Consider the following 21,347-nt stretch of genomic DNA (forward strand, 5'->3'; position numbering starts at 1 on the left):
CTTCTTTATTGCAGTTGCCCTGATTAATTTTGAATATATGATCAAGTATTTATTTACTGGCGTACTGGCTTTTGCTATAAGTTTTGCTGCAATGGCGCAAGGTGCTTCCCAGAAGGTGGTGATTGATAAAATCGTAGGGGCTGTAGGGGATCGCATAGTATTGCAGTCTGATGTTCAGAACGATATCATCGACTTTTATCTGAGAGCCGGTCAGGAACCGCCACCTGATGCCGCCTGTCAAATATTGGAAGAAAAACTGATCTCCAAAATACTAGCACTGCAAGCCGAGCGAGACTCGCTGCCAGTGAGTGATGATGAAGTAGAGGCCAATATGGATATGCGTATCAGAAGCTGGGTAATGCAGTTTGGTAGTATCGAGGCAGTGGAAGAAATCGCCGGTAAAAGTATTTATCAGTTTAAGGACGAAATGCGTCCGAAAATTAAAGAGCAGATGCTGGCACAGGCTATGCATCGCAAGATTGTAGAAAACGTACACATTACACCTACTGAGGTAAAAGCCTTCTTCGACAGGGTACCTCCAGATAGTGTCCCCTTCATCGAATCGCAAATGGAGGTAGGACAAATTAATATCTATCCCAAAGCTGCAAAAGAAGTAGAAGATTATATTTATAATGAAATGATGAACTACCGCCGGCAGATCGAAGCCGGTACGCTATCTTTTGCGGAGGCAGCTAAAAGATTCTCTGAAGATCCAGGAAGTAAGGATCGTGGCGGAGAGTATGAAGTAAACAGAAACGATAAGGATCAGTGGGATCCCGTATTCCTTTCTACCATATTCCGTCTAAAGGCTGGAGAAATTTCACTCCCTGTAAAATCCAACAAGTTCGGTTTCTTTCTTATTAAGGTAGAAAGCCGCAGAGGTGACAATGCCAAAGTGAGAATGATATTGCGCGTTCCTCCTGTTACCCCTACTGAACTGAATGCGGCAAAAGCTAAATTGGATTCGGTAAGAAATGATATTCTCGCCGGAAAAATATCTTTCAAAGATGCAGCCTATAAATACAGTGAAGATGAGGCTGTAAAAAGTTATGGTCCATATGTGTTGGATTCCGATGGTTCTACTTTTGTAACCCTAGATCAACTACCTGACCGAGATATGGTGCGTATTGTAGGTAATATGAAAGTAGGCGAATATTCCGAACCACACGAGTTTACCAATAGTCAGGGTAAAAAAGGTGTACGCATCATTTACCTGAAATCTCGTACCGATGCGCACCGCATGAATCTGCAGGATGATTATAGCAAGATAGCAGATATGGCGTTGGCACAAAAAAGAAGTCAGGTAGTGGATGATTGGCTGGCCAAAAGAATCCCCACTTATTATGTATTGGTGGATAAAGAGGCCGCGAATCAATGCGAAAACCTGAAAAAATATCAGGTTACGGATGAAAAAGGTTTTTAATAATCAAGGCTGCGTAACATGGGTATCTCCGTTCTTATTTCAACAATTACCAAAGTAATGCAGCCTGTATACTTCCGTAGACTTGAGGTGATTTTTGTGTAAGCGATTGCCTACTTTCATATACGAAGGAGGCACCCAGATTAAATTTATTTCCTGCATACATAATTCCGCATCGGCTGTTTAGAAACAGCGGATTGAGTTTTCCTTCTATAGCCTCCGGGCTTCGCTTGAACATCCCGCCCTGCACCGTGGCATCGTATGCCTTCAGATATAAAACAGGATACAGATATAAAAATAGTTCCCGATCCTGCTTGCCAAAGCCCCTGTGATTATACCAGAAAGCTGATGTACTGTTAGAATGGATTTTTCCATAGATAAGTGCGCCTCCTATTCCTATATGGTTAAACAAATTTCCGGCCGTTGCAGAAAGCTGCGGCTTCAACTCCAGATGGGGATGGATGTTGGGTTTTCCGATCTGTGGAGACCAGGTAATATCGGCCGTGAATCCAAAAGCATTTTGGAGTTGTAGCTCCCAATAAGTAGGTTTGTAGATTTGCACCACGCGGTGTACAAAAGACTGCACTTCTTTTCCAAAAGCATGAGGTCCTACAACTCCAACACCGATACCCCACTGCAATAACCTTTCTTTTTCGTTATACAGTTTCTGATGATAGTCCGCGAATAAATAGCCGGTAATGGGCCGATCCAGATTTTCTTTACGAGGTTCACCGGAAAATCGAGAGGTATAGATATTTTGTCCCATCCGTAAGGCTTGCACCCTGTTTGCGTTTCTTTTCTCGGGTCGATGAAGGTACCATTGATAAGAGATATTTACGCCATTAGTGTAATACCCATCATTATCTGCCGAGATCATCCCGTCATTCTCTGTCACGATAAGCACTTGTCGTGACAGGGGCTCCTGTGCGTGTATGCTAGAGGGAAAGAAACTGCCTGCAGACAGTATCACAGAGGTGTAGCAGTAGATTTGGCAGGACAGGTTCATACTCTAAAAAGGGCAGTCATTATATTATGGCAAGTTTGTATAACAATTATAACAAGAATTACCGAAAGGTAAAGCATTAGAGATGAAGCGACTCTAGCGGTTCATATAATTTTCTACTGGCAATCTGTTTTGAAGACTGCGACCGAGTGTAAGCTCGTCTGCATACTCCAACTCACCGCCAAAAGCAATACCCCGGGCAATTGTAGTTATACGAATATCTTTTCCGCTAAGTTTTTTCTGAATGTAGTAAATAGTGGTATCTCCCTGTATATTAGGATTTAGGGCAAAGATAATTTCCTCGATTTTTTCTTCTGCTACCCTTTGCAGCAATGCTTCAATATTCAGGTCATCGGGTCCTACACCATCCAAGGGAGATATAATACCGCCCAGTACATGATACACACCGTTGTATTGCTGTGTATTTTCTATTGCAATAACGTCTCTGATATTTTCCACTACACAGATAGTCTGTTGTTGGCGGAAGGTATTACTACAGATGCTGCATAAATCTTCATCAGCCACGTTAAAGCAACGCTTACAGAAGCGGATTTCCCGACGCATATGAGCTATAGCATTGGTGAACTGCAGCACAGCTTCCGTATCTTGCTTCAGCAAGTGCAACACCAAACGCAATGCAGTTTTTTTCCCGATACCAGGCAGTCGGGAAAACTCATTGACGGCAGCTTCCAGTAAAGCAGATGAAAATTGCATCGCACAAAGATAAACCGTGCTTGCTAATGGAAAATTAAAAAATGAAAAATTCAGAATCTTCTTGCTTAAAACGTTTTATGTTTGCTATATGCAAATAAAGGGCTTTCTCTGTTTTATATTGATTATAAGCTGCACCGCGGTTTTGTTATTGGTGGAGTCGGGCTGTGCCAATGTGGTGCCACCTTCCGGAGGACCAAGAGACACCATTCCGCCCACCATCGTTTCGGTGGATCCGCCTCATGAAACAACAAACTTTAATGCCAAAGAGATAAAGATCGTTTTTGATGAATATGTCGAATTGAACGATGTGTACAAAAATCTGCTAATTTCTCCCCTTCCCAAGGTAATGCCTGAGGTAACCCGTAAGCTCAAAACTGTAACCGTAAAAATCAAAGACACTCTTACCCCCAATACTACATACGTGTACAATTTTGCACGAGTAATTAAAGATGTGAATGAAGGTAATCCCGCAAAAGATCTGCTATACGTGGTTTCTACAGGTAATTATTTCGATTCTTTGCAGCTGAGCGGTAATGTAAAAATGGCTCGTACAGGAAAGGCCGATAGCACACTGGTGGTAATGCTGCATAGTAATATGGATGACAGTGCAGTGGTACAGGAACGACCCCGATATATAACGAGGGTGGATACATCGGGTACATTTTTCTTCCGCTATCTGGCTCCAGGCACTTATCGTATTTATGCGCTGAAAGATGAAAGCGGCTCTTATTTGTACAACGGTGAGCAAATTTTTGCTTTTGCCGATTCTCCGGTGGTAGTGAGTGCTACTCCTCCCGAGCCTATTCAGCTATGGGCCTATGCTCCGGAAAAGAAAAAAGAGGATGCTACCGATGCCGCTGTTGAAATAAATAAAAAAGAGAAACGCCTGAAATTTACAACCAACCTAGATGCCTCCAAACAAGACATCCTTAAAGCATTTGAAATGAAGTTTGAAAGTCCTCTGAAAAACTTCGATAGCAGCAAAATAGCGGTGAGCATAGGTTCGGATTTTCAGCCTTTTCGAGATTATAAATTAACCTTAGACAGTACGCGTAGGCTCCTAACCATGAACGTGCAGTGGCTGCAGGATACCACCTATAATCTGGTATTGCAAAAAGATTTTGCTTCAGATAGTCTGGATAGGCAACTGTTGAAAGCCGATACGATAACTTTCACCACCAAAGCGCAGAAAGATTACGGTCAGGTGCGAATAACATTTGTAAATCTTGATTTATCCAAGAATCCATTGTTATTGTTGAACCAGGGAGAGCAAACTAAATATTCGTTTCCGCTAACCGGCGATGTGTTTCAGATGCAGTATTGCGTGCCCGGAGAGTACGATATGGAAATAGTATACGATACCAATCAGAATGGAAAGTGGGACCCTGGGGAGTTTTTTGTTGAAAAGCGACAACCCGAAATGGTCACGCATCTGGATAGAAAGTTGGTCGTAAAAGCAGATTGGGAAACAGAGTTTGAAATAAAACTGGCCAAATAATCTACTATTTGGCCAGTTCGCTTTATTTATCCGGGGATTCTGGAGATATATTTTCCTATTTCTTTCAGTTGATCTACAATTTGAACGGTAGTAGGCTTGCAGGCTTTGGCTTTTCTGTAAAAATCTTTTGCAGCACGAAACTCTCTTTTATTCATCATAATGCTGCACATCTGTAAATAAGCTGCAGCTTCGTTTTCCTTATCCGGCAATCCTTTTCTGATAGCCTGACGAATATAGCTTTCGGCTTGTTTTAGATTGCCTTTCTGCATAGCCAACATTCCCATTTGGAGCATACTAGCGCCTTCCGCTTCCTTCATAGGAATACCCAGATCTAAACCTTTTTTCATCATCGCTTCTGCACTGTCAAAATCCTGTTTGCTCATAGCAATATTGCCTTTGAGCGTGTAATACACAGAGCGGATGGGTTTGTATAACAGATTAGGGAACTTAATCGAGTTTAAAATCTTTTCAGCACCTTCCAAATCACCGTTTTCCATATATTCCTGTATCAGGCGTAGCGGCCCAAAGAAAAAATGTCCAAAAATGAGAATAGCCCCTATAAAATAGAGTGGAAATGCAGGCCAGAAGCCGGCTCCATAGTTTGTAACGCCGCCCAGTAACAGTAACACGATACCAATAGTCAATCTGTATCTTATCAAAAAGTTGTACGCTTTCATTTCAGTAAAATATTTGGGTGGCAAAGATACGGGTTCTGAGTTAAGCAGCATATTTCCGGAATTAACGCAGAACATAGGATAGAAATATGCTTTTATAGCCGTTTAGCCATAATTTTGCAGGCAACCATGGATATCAAAAAAAACAAGCCTGTAGCTATATGGTTGTTTATAGGTGCGGGCATGATTATAATACAGATATTGCTGGGAGGTATTACCAGACTTACCGGCAGCGGTCTTTCTATTACCGAGTGGCAACCTATTTTAGGTGCTCTTCCGCCAATGAATGAACGTGACTGGAATGAAGCCTTTGAGAAATACAAGCAAATCGCTCAGTATAAATACATTCACAATTATTTCACCTTAGAAGATTTTAAATTTATTTATTTCTGGGAATGGTTGCATCGCAACTGGGCTCGTTTTATGGGGGTTGTATTTATCATTCCATTTATATACTTCATATTTAAGAAAAGAATTGACCGGAGCATGCTGTGGCCTATGGTCGTACTTTTTCTGTTAGGCGCATTGCAAGGTCTGGTAGGGTGGATTATGGTGGCAAGTGGTATAGGAACAGATCGGGTGTATGTAAGCCACATTCGTCTAGCGGCTCATTTCATTGCTGCTTTGTTGCTGCTGGTGTATGTAGTATGGTTTGCACTCAAGATTTCTGTACCTGAGTATAAAAAGGAGTTTATTCCATCTGTACGCAATTTCACATGGATATTGTTGTTTATACTAACCATTCAGCTAGTATATGGAGCCTTCATGGCTGGAACACATGCTGCCAAGGCCGCCATTACCTGGCCGAGCATTAATGGAAAAATCATTCCTAACATGGAGGAAGGTGGCATCTTTCATAATCTACTTGCCATACAGTTTATTCACCGCGGGTTAGCTTATTTAATTACAATACTGATCATTTTTTATACTATACAGCTATATAGACAAAGCCGGGGCAGTTTTCTGTATAAAATGCGCAATTGGCCCTTGATTATTACACTGATACAAGTAGCTCTGGGCATCTTCACATTGGTGAAATACCTCACTCCCGCCAAGCTGTGGTTAGCTATCGTGCACCAATTTACAGGTATGCTGTTATTGCTATGTCTGGTGATTGCCTACTTCTACAGCGCCAAAATCAGAAGATAGTTAAAAAACCTTCTCAGCACTGCTGCAATACATGCCATAAGCAACTAAAGGAATTTTATTTTCCTTTGATAAGTGTTTTCTGTAGTGCTGCAAGTTCCTCCCAATTTCCTGCTGCTGCTAATTTTGCCTGCTTGGGCCAAGATTTAGGATCATGCATCTGATATTGTGTACCGGCAGCTTCCAAAATGGACTTTAATTTTTTAATGGTAGTTTTTCCTAATTCTTTATAGGTACTGATTCCCTCTGCTTCCAGCAATTTGGCTATTTTGGTTCCGATGCCTTCGATTTTGGTGAGATCATCTTTTTTCACAACTGCTTTTGCTTTTTTTGCTGCCGCTTTGGAAGTAGTGGATTTACGCGCTACTTTTTTAGCTGGTTTTTTGGAAGTAGTTGCTGTTGCTTCCTCAACCGTAATTACAGAGTTGTCTATGCCGAATTCTGGCTTATACACATAGGCTTGAGCAGCCCAGTCGTTGACCCAAGTGCCATTGTTCAGAAAGAAACGGTATTCATAGGTGCCAGGTTTTAACGCAACAGCAGCGGCTAAAGTGCCATCCGGTTGTACGGTAAGGCTGATGCCTTTTTCTAAATTCCATTCATTAAAATCGCCAAGTAAAATAGCTTCAGTAGCAGAACCTAAAGCCTCGGCGGGAAGTGTAAAAGTGACTGTTTTTGTTTTCATATCGATACTTAGTGACAAAATATGAGGAGTGTTTGTGTGGCAAAGATACTTAATAGTTCCGGGTCGGCCTGAATTTACAATCATAAGAAATAATGAATTGTGCAAAATAATTAATGAAGAATTGGCTATTTTAGTCAGCCTAAATCGAGTTCTCTAAATAAAGGTTATGACTAGAGGTTTTTTTTATACGATTGTTTGTATTGTAGCATTGCTTGCACTTGCTTTTCACAAAGTCTCAAAACCCAAGGTTTTGGTAATGATTAAAACGACTGGATTTTATCATCAGTCTATTCCTAAGGGGGTAGCAGCTATACAGAAACTGGGTAGAGAAAACGGATTTGATGTAGATGTGACCAAGGATGCTGAGGACTTTAATACACAAAATTTGAAACAGTATGCTGCAGTGATTTTTATGAGCACTACTGGAACGCTGTTTAATAATGAACAACGAGAGGCGTTTAAGAAGTACATTCAGTCCGGAGGAGGTTTTGTAGGGGTACATGCAGCCGCTGATACCGAATACGAATGGCCATGGTATAACAAACTGGTAGGTGCCTGGTTTTTAAACCATCCTCCACAACAGGTAGCTAAACTAATTGTGAAGGATCGAAATCATAAGTCTACACGTCATTTACCGGAAATCTGGGAAAGAAAAGACGAGTGGTACAACTATAAAGACATAAACCCAAATATTAAACCACTGATTCTATTAGATGAAACAAGCTATAAAGGTGGTGCTAATGGCGATTTTCATCCGATAGCTTGGTATCATGAATTTGAAGGAGGTCGCGCATTTTATACCGGCCTAGGACACACTGATGAATCTTACGAAGAACCTCTATTCCTGCAACACCTATTAGGCGGAATACAATACGCAATGGGAGTAAACAAGAAAAAGTAGATTTAGGAAGTTTCGAAAGTTTCGTAAGTCTTTCCAGTAGTTCCTTAATGAGTAAAATGAGTAGACAACGGAATATATCGCTAATTGAAAACACTTAAGCAGCAGATAAAAAATATTTTGTATAAACCAAAACGTCTGTCTATTGCTATTATAGTTTTCACGGGAGTTACATAATATTAAACGAAAAATTATGCTAAAAGCCATTACACTTGTTCAGGTAGTTATCTTAAACCTATTATTTTTATTGCAAGGAAACGCACAAAATCAAGCTGCTTCTACTGAAGTACGCACTTTATTGTTTTTCTTTGACGGATTGCGACCTGATTATATTACAGCTGATGATATGCCCAATTTATATGCGTTCAAGCAACAGGCTACTTATGGCACCCGCCATCATAGTGTATTTCCTACTGTAACCCGCCTGAACGCTTCCTCTTATGCCACTGGCAGCTACCCTAAAACACATGGTATAATGGGGAATGTGATTTTCATCCCTCAAGTAAGTACCAGCAAAACGCTTAATACCGGTAATGCAAAGGACCTGATGAAAGTGGCCGACGCTACTAATGGCAATTTGCTTACTACCGTATCACTAGCAGAGGTACTGGCATCTCATGGTAAAAACATGATGGTGTTCAGCTCGGGTTCCACAGGCCAGGCCTTGCTGCAGAATCATAAAGTAAAAGGAAATGGTATTATCAATACGGATATGATTCTGCCCGAATCGCTGAAAGAAAAAGTACATAAAGAATTGGGGCCTGCTCCGTCAAATAAACAACCGGATGAAGAGCGTCACCAGTGGGCAGTGGACGCACTTCTCAAATACGGCTTGGCACCCGATGGGCCTCAGGTAAGTGCTATTTGGTTGTCGGATCCGGATCATGCCGGCCATGCTAACGGCGTAGGGGTACCTCCAGTAAAAGCAGCACTTAAATCGGTTGACAGGCAATTTGGCAGAGTTATTTCAGAAATGAAAAACCGAGGATTGCTGGAGCGGTACAATATTATTGTTTCAGTAGATCATGGTTTTGTAACCTATGTAGGAAAGAAATCACTTACAGAGTTTTTGATAGAAGAAGGATTTAAAAAGAGCAAAGAGTCTGACGATATTGTTGTAGCAGATGGGGCTTTATATCTGAAAGACAAAAATCCGGATACTATCCGCAAAATTGTGCAAGCACTGCAGCAACAGCCATGGGTAGGAGCCATATTCACTAAAGCTGCCAAGCCCGGCGATATGAAAGGTTGGGTAGAGGGAACGCTTTCTTTTGACGCGATTCACTGGAACCATCCGGAAAGAGCCGCAGATATTCTGGTAGACCGCAATTGGGACGATCGTGTAAACAGCGCAGGATATGCGGGAGCCGGATTTGCTAAGGGTGCCGGGGGGCACGGTGGATTAAGCCCTTATGAAGTAAAAATTCCGTTGATTGTTTCTGGTCCCAGTTTTAAGAAAATCAAGGAATACAATCTTCCTACATCTAATGTAGATATTACACCTACAGTGCTGGCTTTGTACAACATTCCAGTACCAGCATCCATGGGCGGAAGGGTGTTAGCGGATTTGATGGTAGGAAAAGCGCCATCTAAGAATAAAATAAAGGAAGAAACCATTTCTACCAAGGCTTCTTATGCCGGAGGAACTTACGAATTGCAACTAAAACAAACGAAATTCGGAAAATATCGTTATATTGATTACGCAAAAGTGATTAGAACTTCTTCATCTAAATAAGTTATATTGCAATTAGAGACGGGAGGCTGTTGTAAGAACTTTCTTACGGCAGCCTTTGTATTTGTTATGAAACGCAAAACCAAAACATCCTTGGAGAATCATATTTATATAAATGAGCAAGTATAATTGTATATCTTCGTATTATAAAGCCTGGCCAATATGAAGTTTGAAGCAGCAACCATAAAGGATATTGCCAAAGCGCTAGGACTTTCCGTATCCACCGTATCGCGTGCACTGCGCGATAGCTATGAAATCAGCGAAGCCACTAAGAAAAGGGTGCGGGATTATGCCAGGCAAATCAATTACAGGCCCAATCCGGTAGCATTAAGCCTTAAGGAAAAAAGAACATTGTCGATCGGTGTAGTGGTAGCAGAAATTGCCAATACCTTCTTTAGTCAGGTCATTAACGGTATTGAGTCTATTGCTTCTAAAAAAGGCTATAATGTAATTATTTCTCAAACCAAGGAATCCTACGAAAGGGAGGAACAGATTTTGGAATATCTCACATCGAGATCCATCGATGGACTGATTATTTCCGTTTCTTCCGAAACGGAAGACTTTTCCAGGTTAGAAGCATTGCACAGTAAGGGACTACCCATTGTATTTTTCGATAGGGTGGTGGATGAAATTAAAACCCATAAGGTGATTACCGATAACCTCAGTGGTGTATACGAGGCCACACGACATCTTATCCGTAATAAATACAAAAGAATTGCGGCTATAGCGAACTCCCCTACCCTATTTATTACAAAAGAACGCTTAGAAGGGTATAAAAAAGCACTGGAAGAGCATAACATGATTTACAATCCGGCTTTGGTGAAATATTGCGCTCATGGTGGCTTGGAGCCGGAGGAAGTTCGCCGGGTGCTTTCCGAGTTACTAGCAGAGAAGCAAAAGCCCGATGCGCTGGTATTATTGTCGGATAAAATCACTACTGAAACGCTGCGGATACTGAAAGAAAAAAACATACAAGTTCCCAATGAAATCGGTATTATCGGTTTCAGCAATTCTGATTATACTTCCATGATGTCTCCTTCAGTATCGATAATTAGACAGCGGGCTTTTGAGATGGGTGAAATATCGGCTACATTGCTCTTCAGCCTAGTGGAAAGCAAACGTAAGGTGACTGATTTTGAACTGGTAAGTCTGGCCCCCGAGGTTATCATACGCGAAAGCAGCCAGAAATAATCGCAAAAATTAAATGTTCGCTATATTTGCAGCCCCTCTTATACAGAGGCTTTGGCCCGGTAGTTCAATGGATAGAATAGGAGTTTCCTAAACTCTAGATACAAGTTCGATTCTTGTCCGGGCTACCAAAAATCAGAAACCGGAAAGGTGGAATAGACTTCACTTTTCCGGTTTTTTATTTTAATTTAAGCCTAAAGGGCGATCGGTTTAAGGGATAGAATAGCTCAGTAGATTGTCTATACTTTTTATACTCTTATAAAAAGCTGCTCAGCACCGATTCTTACTTTGGGAGCGTATTGGGTATCATCGGCAGGATGCCTATAACCGGTGGCAACCATAACCGTGGCAGTGAGATTTTTTTCGTGAAGCTGAAGAAATGCATCAACGTCCGGAGCATCAAACCCCTCCATTGGACAACTATCTATTCCGAGTTCGGCACAGGCCAGCATCAGATTGGAAGCTGCCAAGTAGGTTTGTTTCTCCATCCAAGACTGCAGTTCGTATTTGTCTTTTTCAGCTATTTTTTTCTTAATAAAGTCCCCATACCCTTTCACAGTGTTTAATTCAACTCTATGTGTTTTTGACATCAATTCTATATAATCGTCAACAAACTTTTCCTCGTAAGTTTTGAAACTACAGAATACAAACAGATGAGAGCATTCTTCTATTTGCTGCTGATTCCAGCAAAGGGGTTTTAGTTTTTCTTTTGTATCCTTGTCTGCGATCACAAGTAATCTGTAGAGTTGCAACCCATAGGAGGTGGGAGATAAATTCACTGCGTCTTTAAGAAGTGCTACTTCTGTTTCAGCTATTTTTCTATTTGTATCGAACTTCTTAGTAGCATACCTGCGATTTAAAAGATTTAGTACTTCCATAGTTATTTACAATTACACATTTTAAACAGTTGTTTAAATCCTAACTTAGTGTAGATACCTAATCCCATCATTGAGGACTGCAAATGCGCGGTGGTGATATTTTTATTTTTAGCATCAGCTAATACCTGGTGCATCACGTTCTCACCAATACCCTGTTTGCGATAAGTACCTAATGTTCCTAGGCAATGAATACCAATTTGACCATCCTTAATATAGGTAGCTACACAACCGACCGTGTCGGCGTTTTTAGTAATTAAATAAAAGTTTGCTTTGTCTCTAATGGCGCTAATAACTTTTTCAGGAATCAAATAATTAAAACAGTTTTTAAATACCTCGGACCAACGTTGTGCTTCTTCAAGCGTGTTCACAGGGTTCAATGATACAGTAGGTGCTATATGTTCTTCCTGATAGTCGGATAAAGACAAAGACATGCCAATTTGCAGACTTTTTAATTGCAAGCCTAATTTTTCAGACTCTAGATATTCATCTCTATCTACGGGGATCCAATGTGAAAAGGTTAGCTTCCCATTATGTTCTTGCATAAGTTTTTGAACCTCTTCCGCATGAATGGCATCGTCCGGATTGCACCAAATTCTGTTGGGCCATTCAGAATTGGATATGCTAATGATATGTAAATTTCCCGATCGGTTATAGCCCGAAAATGCCTGCGCAGCAGTTAGCCAAAGTGAAACCAGATTATCAATATTCGCTTGTTTCATAACATTGTTTTTTTAGCTTGAAACTTTAAACAAATAAATATTCCGATAAATACCAGAACCGCTCCGATAAAATGATAGGTTTTGAGAATGTCTCCCATAATAGCCACCCCAGCTACAATTCCGAAAAGCGGACTCAGATTATAAAGAATCGCCGTTTGAACAATCGATAAGTATTTAATTCCGACATTAGTAAGAAAAGAGGTCCCCAACGTAGACAAAACGCCTAAGTATAGCAAGGTGAGGATATAGGGATATTGCTCAAAACGATCTACGTCGGGATTAAAGTTTGGAAAAGCAAATGCTGATAACACATAGATTGTGACTATAGATGCTGCAGCATAGCGCATCAAATAGTACGTGATACTTAAGGTGGAAAGTTTACTGGTTGTTTTCTTTAGGAAGGTATAATATAGTACTATGGCTGCTATCGAGCTTAGGATTAAAATATAGCCCAGAAGGTTTTGGGATGCTCCTTCAAACGATTGGGCTATGATATACATCATTCCAGACAAGCAAATGGTAATACCGAAATATTGAAGTGCAGTAGTTTTTTCTTTCAAAATAAAGGTGGATGCAATAGGCGTTAGTATCGGAATAAGTGCATACATTATGGCAGTTTCCGAAGCTGTAATATACTTCATGCCTAAATTTTGAAATAGAAAGAATATTGTTGGATATAACAAGGAAAGCAAAAACAATATTGTTTTTAGCCTTGAGCTTATCTTTTCTATTATAACAACCTTAGTTATTTTTAATAGTCCAATCGCTAAAAAAGCAACGACTACCCTATCTACTAGCAGCGAATACGCTGAGGCGTACTGTAATCCGATTTTTAGTATCACAAAGGAACCTCCCATGATAAGGGTGCTCAGCAATAGAGCTCCGATGGCCCCTAGCTTTGATCTATCTAACATAGCGATGCAAAGCTATGGAGCACAAAAAGCGCAACCTTTTACATATGTTGAGAGATGTACGTAATCGGGTGGATGTTGAAGAATAAAAATATCAAGAATCACCGTTTGGCACTTCTGATGCGACTGAGCTGCGTAGGTGTAATGCCCAAATGTGAGGCAATATCCTGCAGAGGAACATATTGTTCTATCTGAGGATGCGCTGACAACAGGCGTTTATATCTGGTTGCCGCATCTTCCATAACTATCGAAACCTCTCTTTTTTCCTTATCTATCACCCAGTTTTTTTCCAAGTAATGAATATAAAACCGCTTCAGGTCATCTTTTTCAAAAACCAATTCTCTAAATTTATTGTATGGTAAGCTCAGCAAGACACAATCAGTTATACATTTCAGTGTAAACTCAGAGGGTTTGCGTGTAATAGCTGACACCATGGAGCCAACCCAGTCACCTTCTACAAAAATGTTTTTATTGTAGGTTTTTCCTTTATCGTCGGTAATATAGGCGACCATGTAACCTGAGTATAAAAAAGAAAAATAGCGTGCTACAAATCCTTGCTGTATTAGCGTTTCCTGTTTTTTTAGCTGAAACACTTTACTTATATCCAGTAACGTTTGAAGCGATTCTTTGGAAATGGGATAGAATGCATTTATTTTTTCCGTGAATTTGGATATGATGAAGTCGATCATTACCTTCTAACGTTTTTATGTATGAGCACTCGAACTCCTTTTATCTTCAAAACAGTAGAAAAATTATATTGTTTTTAAAAAAAGAAAAAAATATTCTAATTTACATTTCAGATTTAATCGATTAAACCTTTATAAAATTGCTTGCCCGAACGATGAGGATAGCTTGCATCGTCAATGAAAGTGTGTCGTGACGGCTGTGAGTACATCAATACTGCCTTAAAATCTTGCCAGTGAAGCATGTAATTCATAAAAGGGTGTCCATGAAGGATATTGCCAATGAGCTCGGCGTATCCGTAGCATTGGTATCGTATGTGCTGAATGGAAAAAAGACAAACAAGATTAATGCGCGTACGGCAGCTCGCATTAAGGCCCTGGCTGCTAAAATGAATTATACACCCAATCAAATTGCCAAAAGTCTAAAGACGAATCGAACTAATACGTTGGGATTGATAGTGGCCGATATATCCAACTTGTTTTACTCTTCTATTGCCAAGTATATCGAAGAAGAAGCAAGTGCTTACGGCTATCAGGTTATTTATGGAAGCGCACATGAAAGCCACGATCGTTTTGAGCAACTTTTAAATGTATTGTTGGCACGTCAGGTAGATGGACTCATCCTAGCTATTCCTGAAAATGCTGAAAAGAGTATTCATGAATTGACCTGTATTAATAAGCCTTTTGTGGTTATTGATCGAAAATTCAAGAATGCTCCCAAAGCACCTTCCATACTTCTCGATAATTACGATGCATCGCAGCAAATCGTAAAGCATATGGCTGCCAATGGCTATAAACGCCCAGGGTTGATAACTATCAATAGAAAGCTTTGCCATTTGAAGGAGCGTAAAGATGGATTTACTACTACTTGCAAAGAACTGCTTAAAAAGCTCCCTTTTGTATATGAGTTGCATGAAGAGAAATTGGAAGAAGAAATGCACCACATAATTCGAAGAAGTTTATACGAGGATAAAGTAGATAGTTTGTGCTTTTTTACTAATAAAATAGCAATGGCGGGTCTTTCTGAAATTGCTGCGCTTGATGTGGAGGTACCGGGAACATTAGGTGTAGTGTGTTTTGACGAAGCCGAAGCGTATAAATTGTTCAAAACTCCGGTGAGTTATTTGAAGCAGCCCATCGAAACTATGAGTAAGGCTGCAGTGAGCTATTTGATTAATCGAATAGAACATCCTAAAGAAAAGCCATCTATAACAATTAAAGAATTTAAAGGGACGTTAGTTGTAAAAGAATCATCGTCAAAACGTAGTTTATCAATTGTAAAAAGAAAGAATCAACATTTGGTGCGGTCATAATGCGCCCATCATCACAAATATGAAAGTTATGCGAATCTTTTACGGTTGTTTGCTTTGCTTGTTATTTTTTTCCTGCATTCCTGAGGACAAAAAGATGCAGGCTAAAGCAATATTAAGCGATAGTACTGGAGCGTATGTTTCTAAAAAAGATTTATCAGGAACCGTTGTAGGGTATTGTACCCCTACCCTAGATGCACCCTTCTATGTGGCTTTGGAAAAATCGGTTCGGGAAAATGTGTTGCGTTATGGCATGCAATATCTGGCTACGGATGGACAAGGAGATATCAATAAGCAGGTGCTTGCTGTGGAAGATCTTTTATCCAAAGGCATTCACGTACTTATATTGAATCCGCTAGACCCTAAAGCGCTAGTACCCATCGTGAAGCGGGCACGTGAACAAGGTGTTTTGGTATTTATACTGGATAGCTTTATTGATGAAGAAGCGCCGTACATTTCCAGTGTATATGCCAATAACCAACTCAATGGCGAGTTATTGGGTGAATGGGTAGTGAACAATATTAAACAGGCTCATTTAAACATTGCTATCATAAGCGGTAACCAAGGCAACCCCGTAGGAAGGGAAAAAAGACTAGGTTTTGTAAGAGGTATAGCCGATGCGCAATTGCACAAAAACAACAGGGTGGAATTTACCATTGTCACGCAGGGTTGGGGTGGCTGGACCAATAATGGTGGTCTTAAAGCAATGGAAGATATTTTAGTAGCACATAAGAACATCAATGTATTGTTTGCTGAAAATGATGCCATGGCCATTGGTGCACTCAAGACGATTAAAGAGATGGGCATGCAAGGTAAAATTGCTCTAGTAGGATTGGATGGTCAGAAAGAAGCATACGAGCTCATTAAAAAAGGCGAATACAGTGTTACAGCGCAAAACAGTCCGGAAATACTAGGAGAAAACATGGTAACCATTGTAGCGCGTTATCTGAATGACGAACCTGGTATTAAACAAGTCAATTACACTCGGTCGGTAATTATTGACAAAAACAATGTGGACCAATTCTATAATCCTAACTCACTGTTTTAAACGATGATTGAGTTAAAAAGTATATCCAAATCATACGGCGGTGTACGTGCATTGGACGATGTGAGCCTTTCTGTAGAGTATGGTAAAATCCATGCATTACTGGGTGAAAACGGAGCCGGCAAGTCTACTTTAATGAAAATACTTTCCGGCGCTGTTGAAAAGGACGAGGGAAGCATCTTTATCGACGGCCAAGAGTGTGTGATTGATTCGCCACGTAAAGCGCGCGATTTGGGCATCGGTATTATTTATCAAGAATTTTCACTGGTACCGGAGCTTACCGCATCTGAAAATATTTTTTTAAACCAACTGGGAAAATCTTTTTGGATCAACTGGTCCAAGTTGCATCAGCAAGCAGCAAACTTAGTTGCCGATATCGGTTTTCAAATCGATGTAACAAAAAAAGTATCACAGCTTAGCGTTGCCGAACAACAAGTTGTAGAAATAGCAAAAGCTCTTACCAATGATTTAAAGCTGATTATTTTCGATGAGCCTTCGGATGTGCTGGGTCCGCATGAAGTGGCTATTTTGTACAAAGTACTCGAGCGCTTAAAGAAGAAAAATATTGCCATTATTTATATCTCGCATCATTTGCAGGAGATTTTGCAGATATCTGACACCATCACCGTTTTAAGAGATGGTAAATCTATTGCAACGGAAGCTAATAAAGATCTTAATAACGATAAGCTCATTGCCATGATGTTAGGCAAGGAGTTGTTACACACACATAGGAAAAGAGAATTACATAGCGATAAAGTTTCGGAATTTAAAGTTACCGGTATTAAACTGTCGATGGCAAAAAATGAAGTTTCGCTTACTGCAAAATCAGGGGAAATACTAGGTATTGCGGGACTTGTAGGCTCCGGACGAACCGAGCTGCTACGCGCGATTTATGGTGCCGATGTTGCAGAAGGTAAGCGCGTATATATTGATGAAAGGCTTATTGCTACTACATCTCCCAAAGTAAGTGTAGCTAGTGGTATAGGAATGGTTCCGGAAGATCGTAAAAAAGAGGGAGCTATTATCAATCAAAGTATCCGCAACAATATATCCATGACCAATTATAGAAGTATTAATAAAGGCTGGGGATTTATTGATCATAAGCGAGAGTTAGATAACGTACGCACATTGATAGATCAGTTGCAAATTAAGTGTCAATCACTCGATGCAAATATCGATTCATTGAGTGGCGGAAATCAGCAAAAAGTGATTTTGGCAAAATGGATGAATAGTGGTGCTGATATACTATTGATTGACGAGCCTACGCGCGGCGTCGATGTGGGTGCACGTGCACAGATTTATGAAATCTTGTTTGATCTTGCCAATAAAGGGAAAACGTTGATTATTGTTTCTTCTGATTTAGAAGAGCTGATGACTATTTGCGATCGTATTGTAGTAATGAAAAAAGGTGTTATTACAGGAGAGGTGCAGCGCCGAGATTTTTCCGAAGAAACCTTACTCAGATTAGCTATAGAAGAAAAAACTTATGTAAATGAAAGCCGAAAAAATTAGTCGTAGTTTTTCTCAGTACAACACCCTCATCATTTTTATAGTGATGCTGGTGATATCGGGATTTATTACCGATAACTTTTTTACTGCCAATAATATTTCCAATCTGCTCCGCCAGTCGGCGCCTATAGGTTTGGTGAGTTTGGGTATGCTACTGGTGATACTTACCGGCGGCATTGATCTTTCGGTAGGCTCAGTGGTAGCTATGATTGGTGTGACTTTTTCTTTACTGAGTTATGAGGTGTACTATCCATATGCCTTTTTACTTTCGATATTGATAGGACTTGTTGTAGGTAGTATTTCCGGATTTCTGGTTTCCTATCGGCGCATAGCACCATTTATCGTAACGCTGGCCATGATGTCGATGGTAAGAGGTGCTGGATATTTATTGTCAAAAGGTGCACCAATTAGTGTGGGACCTTATTCTCAAAAAATTCTAGTGTTAGGAACAGGAACCCTTTTAGGCATTCCTGTTTCTGCATTGATACTGTTTAGTATTTTTATAATGCTGCATGTATTGCTGAAATATAACATTTTCGGAAGAATTGTGCTGGCCATTGGTTCCAATGAAGAAGCGGTGCGTTTATCAGGAATTAATGTAAAAAGAACCAAGTTTGCCGTGTATGTAATTTGTGCTGGAATTACTGCACTGGCTGGTTTGCTGATGGTTGGTCGTACCGGAGTGGGAACAGCCAATATCGGTGTAGGATTGGAACTAGATGCTATAGCTGCCGTAGTGATTGGAGGGGCATCATTGGCGGGAGGAAAAGGTTCGGTGGTGAATACGTTATTGGGTGTATTTATATTAAGCATGATCGGCAACGTGATGAACCTTTTAGACATCACTTCTTATTTGCAGCAAATCATTAAAGGAATTATCATTATTGCTGCTGTAGTGTTTCAACGTAACTAAGAATGGCCATGGTATTAAATTATCACAATGCTCGTTTAAAAGGATTGCTGCCTATTGGCTTTTCGAAAAATGCTAAGCCTCCATATCCTATATTGCATTTTGGCGTTGGTGGTTTTCATCGTTCGCATCAAGCTTGGGCATTACAACAATTGTTGAATAAGCATCCTGCCAAGTTCAGCAATTGGGGTATAACGGGCGTAAATGTGATGCCGCAGGATTTAGCGTTTGTGAAAGCATTACGGGCACAGGATGGTTTGTATTTTGTACAACGGTATGCTCCCGAGGGAACGCAAACAACCGAACTTATTACAACGATTAAGGAGATATTGCATGTTGCGGAAGATTACGATACGATTTTACAACGTATTGCATCGCCTGAAACAAAAATCATCAGCTTTACTATTACGGAGGGGGGGTATAATGTGGATCTTTCTCAAAATCGTTTTATATGGGAAACCTCCACAGTGCAGGAAGATTTAAAAAAGCAAGGAATACCTAAAACCGTCTTCCGCATATTGGCAGAAGGATTAAAGCTTCGGAAAGAGGCATGCGACGAAGGAGTTGTATTACTGTCTTGTGACAATGTACAGCACAACGGAGATGTGTTGCGTTTGGCATTGCTGGAGTTTTTACATCGCTATGATCCTTCGATGATAGATCGGGTGCAGCAAAAAGCCGCCTTTATTAAAACCATGGTGGATCGTATCACGCCGGTTACTACACCACAACAGAAAAATGATTTGCTTCAACAAGTCGATATTCAGGATAACTGTTTAGTAGTTTGTGAAGACTTCTTTCAGTGGGTAATAGAAGAGCATCCGGCTCTTGCAGATTTTCCGTTACAGGAAATGGGTGCTACGCTGGTGGATGATGTAGCGCCTTTTGAAGAAATGAAACTGCGCTTGCTCAACGGTGGACATTCGTTGACTGGATTGTTGGGAGATGCATTAGGTTATGATCGCATACATACTGCTATAAAGGATACCGGTATTCATTCGGTATACATGCATTATTGTAATAAAGAAGTGATTCCTACTTTGTCGTTTATTAATGGAGTGCATTATAACGACTATGTGGAGCAGTTGGTGGCGCGCTTTGGCAATCCCATGATTAATGATAGTACTGCTCGAATTATTTCGGGCTCTACCGACAAGCTTCCCAAGTTTGTGTTGCCGGTGATATGGGATCAGTTACGTCAGAGTTCTCCTCAAATACGAATAGGTGTATTCATTCTTGCTGCATGGTATTATTACTTAGACCGAGAGTTTAAGAAAAATCAAATGCGTGAAGTGCAAGATCAGCATCGTGATTTGTTAATGCAATTATTTAGTGAACCGGGATGGGAAGCATCCATGTTTATGGACCGCGTGCCTATGTTGCATTCGATTAAGGATGCCCCAATAGTTCGGGAATTATTCTTGCAGTATGTAAATGATTTTTTAAGTCGCGAGGCACGTGCCGTTATTCATCAGCTCTTACAACAAGTGTAACCTTAATTTATTTTAGTAAACATTAAAGCCTAAAACCGATCGATATGAAGCAAAGTATAGAAAAGATTCTTCTTGTATGCAGCATACTGTTGTTCTTTGTTATTGAGGTGTGCGCGCAAAAGAAACTACATACCATTCGTGTAAGAAATATGTCAGAGCTGCAGCAGTTTTTTCATTATGAAGATGGGAAGCCTGTAATTATATCCGGACACCGCGGAGGTATGCTTCCGGGTTATCCCGAAAATAGTATAGAAGCAATGGAAAAAACACTGAGCTTACTTCCTTCTTTTTTTGAAATAGATCCGCGTTTAACAAAAGATAGTGTGATGATTCTTATGCATGATGAGGATCTAAAACGCACTACAAATATGAAGGGTAAAGTAAGCGAACTGACTTATGAACAAATCTCCAAAGCACGCCTAAAAGATCGCCAAGGTAACCTCACCGATTTTAAAGTTCCCACATTAAAAGAGGTGCTGGATTGGGGAAAAGACAAAACTATCTTCAATCTAGATAATAAAAAAATTCCTTGGTCCATGTATGTGGATTTGTTAAAAAGTGGTGATTATCCCAATATCGTATTGAGCGTGCGCTCCATGGAAGAAGCGCTATATTATTATGAGCGGCTGGATAATGTGATGTTTTGTGTTGCTATAAAAAGCGACGCCGACTTGAAGGCCTTTCAGGCCACAGGAATTCCTTATAACCGTATTATAGCTTATGTGGGAGATGCTGTTTCTGACAAAACAAGAGAGCTCTGCGATTTTCTACATCGTAAAGGAGTGATGTGCTTTTATTCTTTTCCGCCGACATTTGATAAACTTAAAACCGATGAAGAGCGGATTAGAGCTTATTGCGCGGAGCTGATTAAACGACCAGATATCATCGAAACGGATTATCCGGCGTTATTTGCAGGCTTGCAGCAATAATT

General features: G+C 40.4%; 20 protein-coding genes and 1 tRNA gene. 13 read left to right on the forward strand and 8 right to left on the reverse strand.

The window, feature by feature from the left end:
* Positions 1-37 precede the first annotated feature (37 nt).
* Positions 38-1,423, forward strand: a complete 1,386-nt coding sequence (locus tag V2H41_RS12970; protein ID WP_330975592.1) for a peptidylprolyl isomerase — start codon at positions 38-40, stop codon at positions 1,421-1,423.
* Positions 1,424-1,469: 46 nt separating this feature from the next.
* Here the strand turns inward: V2H41_RS12970 and V2H41_RS12975 are convergent, their stop codons facing one another.
* Both V2H41_RS12975 and recR read right to left on the reverse strand, forming a co-directional pair.
* On the reverse strand, positions 1,470-2,426 hold the full coding sequence (locus tag V2H41_RS12975; protein ID WP_330975593.1) for a lipid A-modifier LpxR family protein: 957 nt from the start codon (positions 2,424-2,426) through the stop codon (positions 1,470-1,472).
* Between the two features lie 93 nt (positions 2,427-2,519).
* Entirely contained in the window at positions 2,520-3,137 is a 618-nt protein-coding gene (gene recR, locus V2H41_RS12980) for a recombination mediator RecR (RefSeq protein WP_330975594.1), read from the reverse strand.
* An 88-nt stretch (positions 3,138-3,225) separates the two neighbouring features.
* On the opposite strand from recR, the gene V2H41_RS12985 reads away from it, so the two are divergent.
* Positions 3,226-4,635, forward strand: a complete 1,410-nt coding sequence (locus V2H41_RS12985) for an Ig-like domain-containing domain (RefSeq protein WP_330975595.1) — start codon at positions 3,226-3,228, stop codon at positions 4,633-4,635.
* A 26-nt stretch (positions 4,636-4,661) separates the two neighbouring features.
* On the opposite strand, the gene V2H41_RS12990 is transcribed toward V2H41_RS12985, so the two are convergent.
* Positions 4,662-5,363 (reverse strand): tetratricopeptide repeat protein, encoded by a 702-nt coding sequence (locus V2H41_RS12990; RefSeq protein ID WP_330975596.1) that lies wholly within the window; start codon positions 5,361-5,363, stop codon positions 4,662-4,664.
* 75 nt (positions 5,364-5,438) lie between these two features.
* Here V2H41_RS12990 and V2H41_RS12995 point away from each other — a divergent pair, with 75 nt between their 5' ends.
* Complete coding sequence (locus tag V2H41_RS12995) at positions 5,439-6,458, forward strand: COX15/CtaA family protein (protein ID WP_330975597.1); 1,020 nt, start codon at positions 5,439-5,441, stop codon at positions 6,456-6,458.
* Between the two features lie 55 nt (positions 6,459-6,513).
* On the opposite strand, the gene V2H41_RS13000 is transcribed toward V2H41_RS12995, so the two are convergent.
* Positions 6,514-7,140 (reverse strand): DUF4332 domain-containing protein, encoded by a 627-nt coding sequence (locus V2H41_RS13000; RefSeq protein ID WP_330975598.1) that lies wholly within the window; start codon positions 7,138-7,140, stop codon positions 6,514-6,516.
* Positions 7,141-7,396: 256 nt separating this feature from the next.
* Between V2H41_RS13000 and V2H41_RS13005 the strand changes: the two genes are divergently transcribed.
* The 4 genes from V2H41_RS13005 (at position 7,397) to V2H41_RS13020 (ending at position 11,089) form a co-directional block, all read left to right on the forward strand.
* Positions 7,397-8,041, forward strand: coding sequence for a ThuA domain-containing protein (locus V2H41_RS13005; RefSeq protein ID WP_330975599.1), 645 nt, complete (start codon positions 7,397-7,399; stop codon positions 8,039-8,041).
* 190 nt (positions 8,042-8,231) lie between these two features.
* On the forward strand, positions 8,232-9,773 hold the full coding sequence (locus V2H41_RS13010) for an alkaline phosphatase family protein (RefSeq protein ID WP_330975600.1): 1,542 nt from the start codon (positions 8,232-8,234) through the stop codon (positions 9,771-9,773).
* Between the two features lie 159 nt (positions 9,774-9,932).
* The gene (locus V2H41_RS13015; RefSeq protein WP_330975601.1) at positions 9,933-10,961 is read left to right on the forward strand and encodes a LacI family DNA-binding transcriptional regulator; all 1,029 of its coding nucleotides are present in this window, start codon (positions 9,933-9,935) and stop codon (positions 10,959-10,961) included.
* Positions 10,962-11,014: 53 nt separating this feature from the next.
* A tRNA-Arg gene (locus V2H41_RS13020) sits at positions 11,015-11,089 on the forward strand.
* 117 nt (positions 11,090-11,206) lie between these two features.
* Here the strand turns inward: V2H41_RS13020 and V2H41_RS13025 are convergent.
* The 4 genes from V2H41_RS13025 to V2H41_RS13040 all read right to left on the reverse strand — a co-directional run bounded on the left by V2H41_RS13025 (position 11,207) and on the right by V2H41_RS13040 (position 14,155).
* A complete protein-coding gene (locus V2H41_RS13025; RefSeq protein WP_330975602.1) occupies positions 11,207-11,836 on the reverse strand; it encodes an NAD(P)H-dependent oxidoreductase in 630 nt (209 codons plus the stop codon).
* Positions 11,837-11,838: 2 nt separating this feature from the next.
* On the reverse strand, positions 11,839-12,555 hold the full coding sequence (locus V2H41_RS13030; RefSeq protein WP_330975603.1) for a GNAT family N-acetyltransferase: 717 nt from the start codon (positions 12,553-12,555) through the stop codon (positions 11,839-11,841).
* A complete protein-coding gene (locus tag V2H41_RS13035) occupies positions 12,552-13,469 on the reverse strand; it encodes a DMT family transporter (RefSeq protein WP_330975604.1) in 918 nt (305 codons plus the stop codon). Before V2H41_RS13035 ends, V2H41_RS13030 begins: the two co-directional genes overlap by 4 nt.
* Before the next feature lie 98 nt (positions 13,470-13,567).
* The gene (locus tag V2H41_RS13040; protein ID WP_330975605.1) at positions 13,568-14,155 is read right to left on the reverse strand and encodes a Crp/Fnr family transcriptional regulator; all 588 of its coding nucleotides are present in this window, start codon (positions 14,153-14,155) and stop codon (positions 13,568-13,570) included.
* A gap of 230 nt (positions 14,156-14,385) precedes the next feature.
* Between V2H41_RS13040 and V2H41_RS13045 the strand changes: the two genes are divergently transcribed.
* The 6 genes from V2H41_RS13045 to V2H41_RS13070 are packed head-to-tail and all read left to right on the forward strand — an operon-like array spanning position 14,386 to position 21,345.
* Positions 14,386-15,462, forward strand: coding sequence for a LacI family DNA-binding transcriptional regulator (locus V2H41_RS13045; protein WP_330975606.1), 1,077 nt, complete (start codon positions 14,386-14,388; stop codon positions 15,460-15,462).
* A gap of 28 nt (positions 15,463-15,490) precedes the next feature.
* Entirely contained in the window at positions 15,491-16,507 is a 1,017-nt protein-coding gene (locus V2H41_RS13050) for a substrate-binding domain-containing protein (protein WP_330975607.1), read from the forward strand.
* Between the two features lie 3 nt (positions 16,508-16,510).
* The gene (locus V2H41_RS13055) at positions 16,511-18,016 is read left to right on the forward strand and encodes a sugar ABC transporter ATP-binding protein (protein ID WP_330975608.1); all 1,506 of its coding nucleotides are present in this window, start codon (positions 16,511-16,513) and stop codon (positions 18,014-18,016) included.
* Positions 17,997-18,926, forward strand: a complete 930-nt coding sequence (locus tag V2H41_RS13060) for an ABC transporter permease (protein ID WP_330975609.1) — start codon at positions 17,997-17,999, stop codon at positions 18,924-18,926. The genes V2H41_RS13055 and V2H41_RS13060 overlap by 20 nt, the downstream gene beginning before the upstream one ends.
* Before the next feature lie 2 nt (positions 18,927-18,928).
* Complete coding sequence (locus V2H41_RS13065; protein ID WP_330975610.1) at positions 18,929-20,416, forward strand: mannitol dehydrogenase family protein; 1,488 nt, start codon at positions 18,929-18,931, stop codon at positions 20,414-20,416.
* A gap of 44 nt (positions 20,417-20,460) precedes the next feature.
* Positions 20,461-21,345: a glycerophosphodiester phosphodiesterase family protein gene (locus V2H41_RS13070; protein WP_330975611.1), complete on the forward strand. Its 885-nt coding sequence runs from the start codon at positions 20,461-20,463 to the stop codon at positions 21,343-21,345.
* Positions 21,346-21,347 lie beyond the last annotated feature (2 nt).

Origin of the sequence: Niabella digestorum, from assembly GCF_036409055.1 — a bacterium.
Taxonomy (GTDB): domain Bacteria; phylum Bacteroidota; class Bacteroidia; order Chitinophagales; family Chitinophagaceae; genus Niabella; species Niabella composti.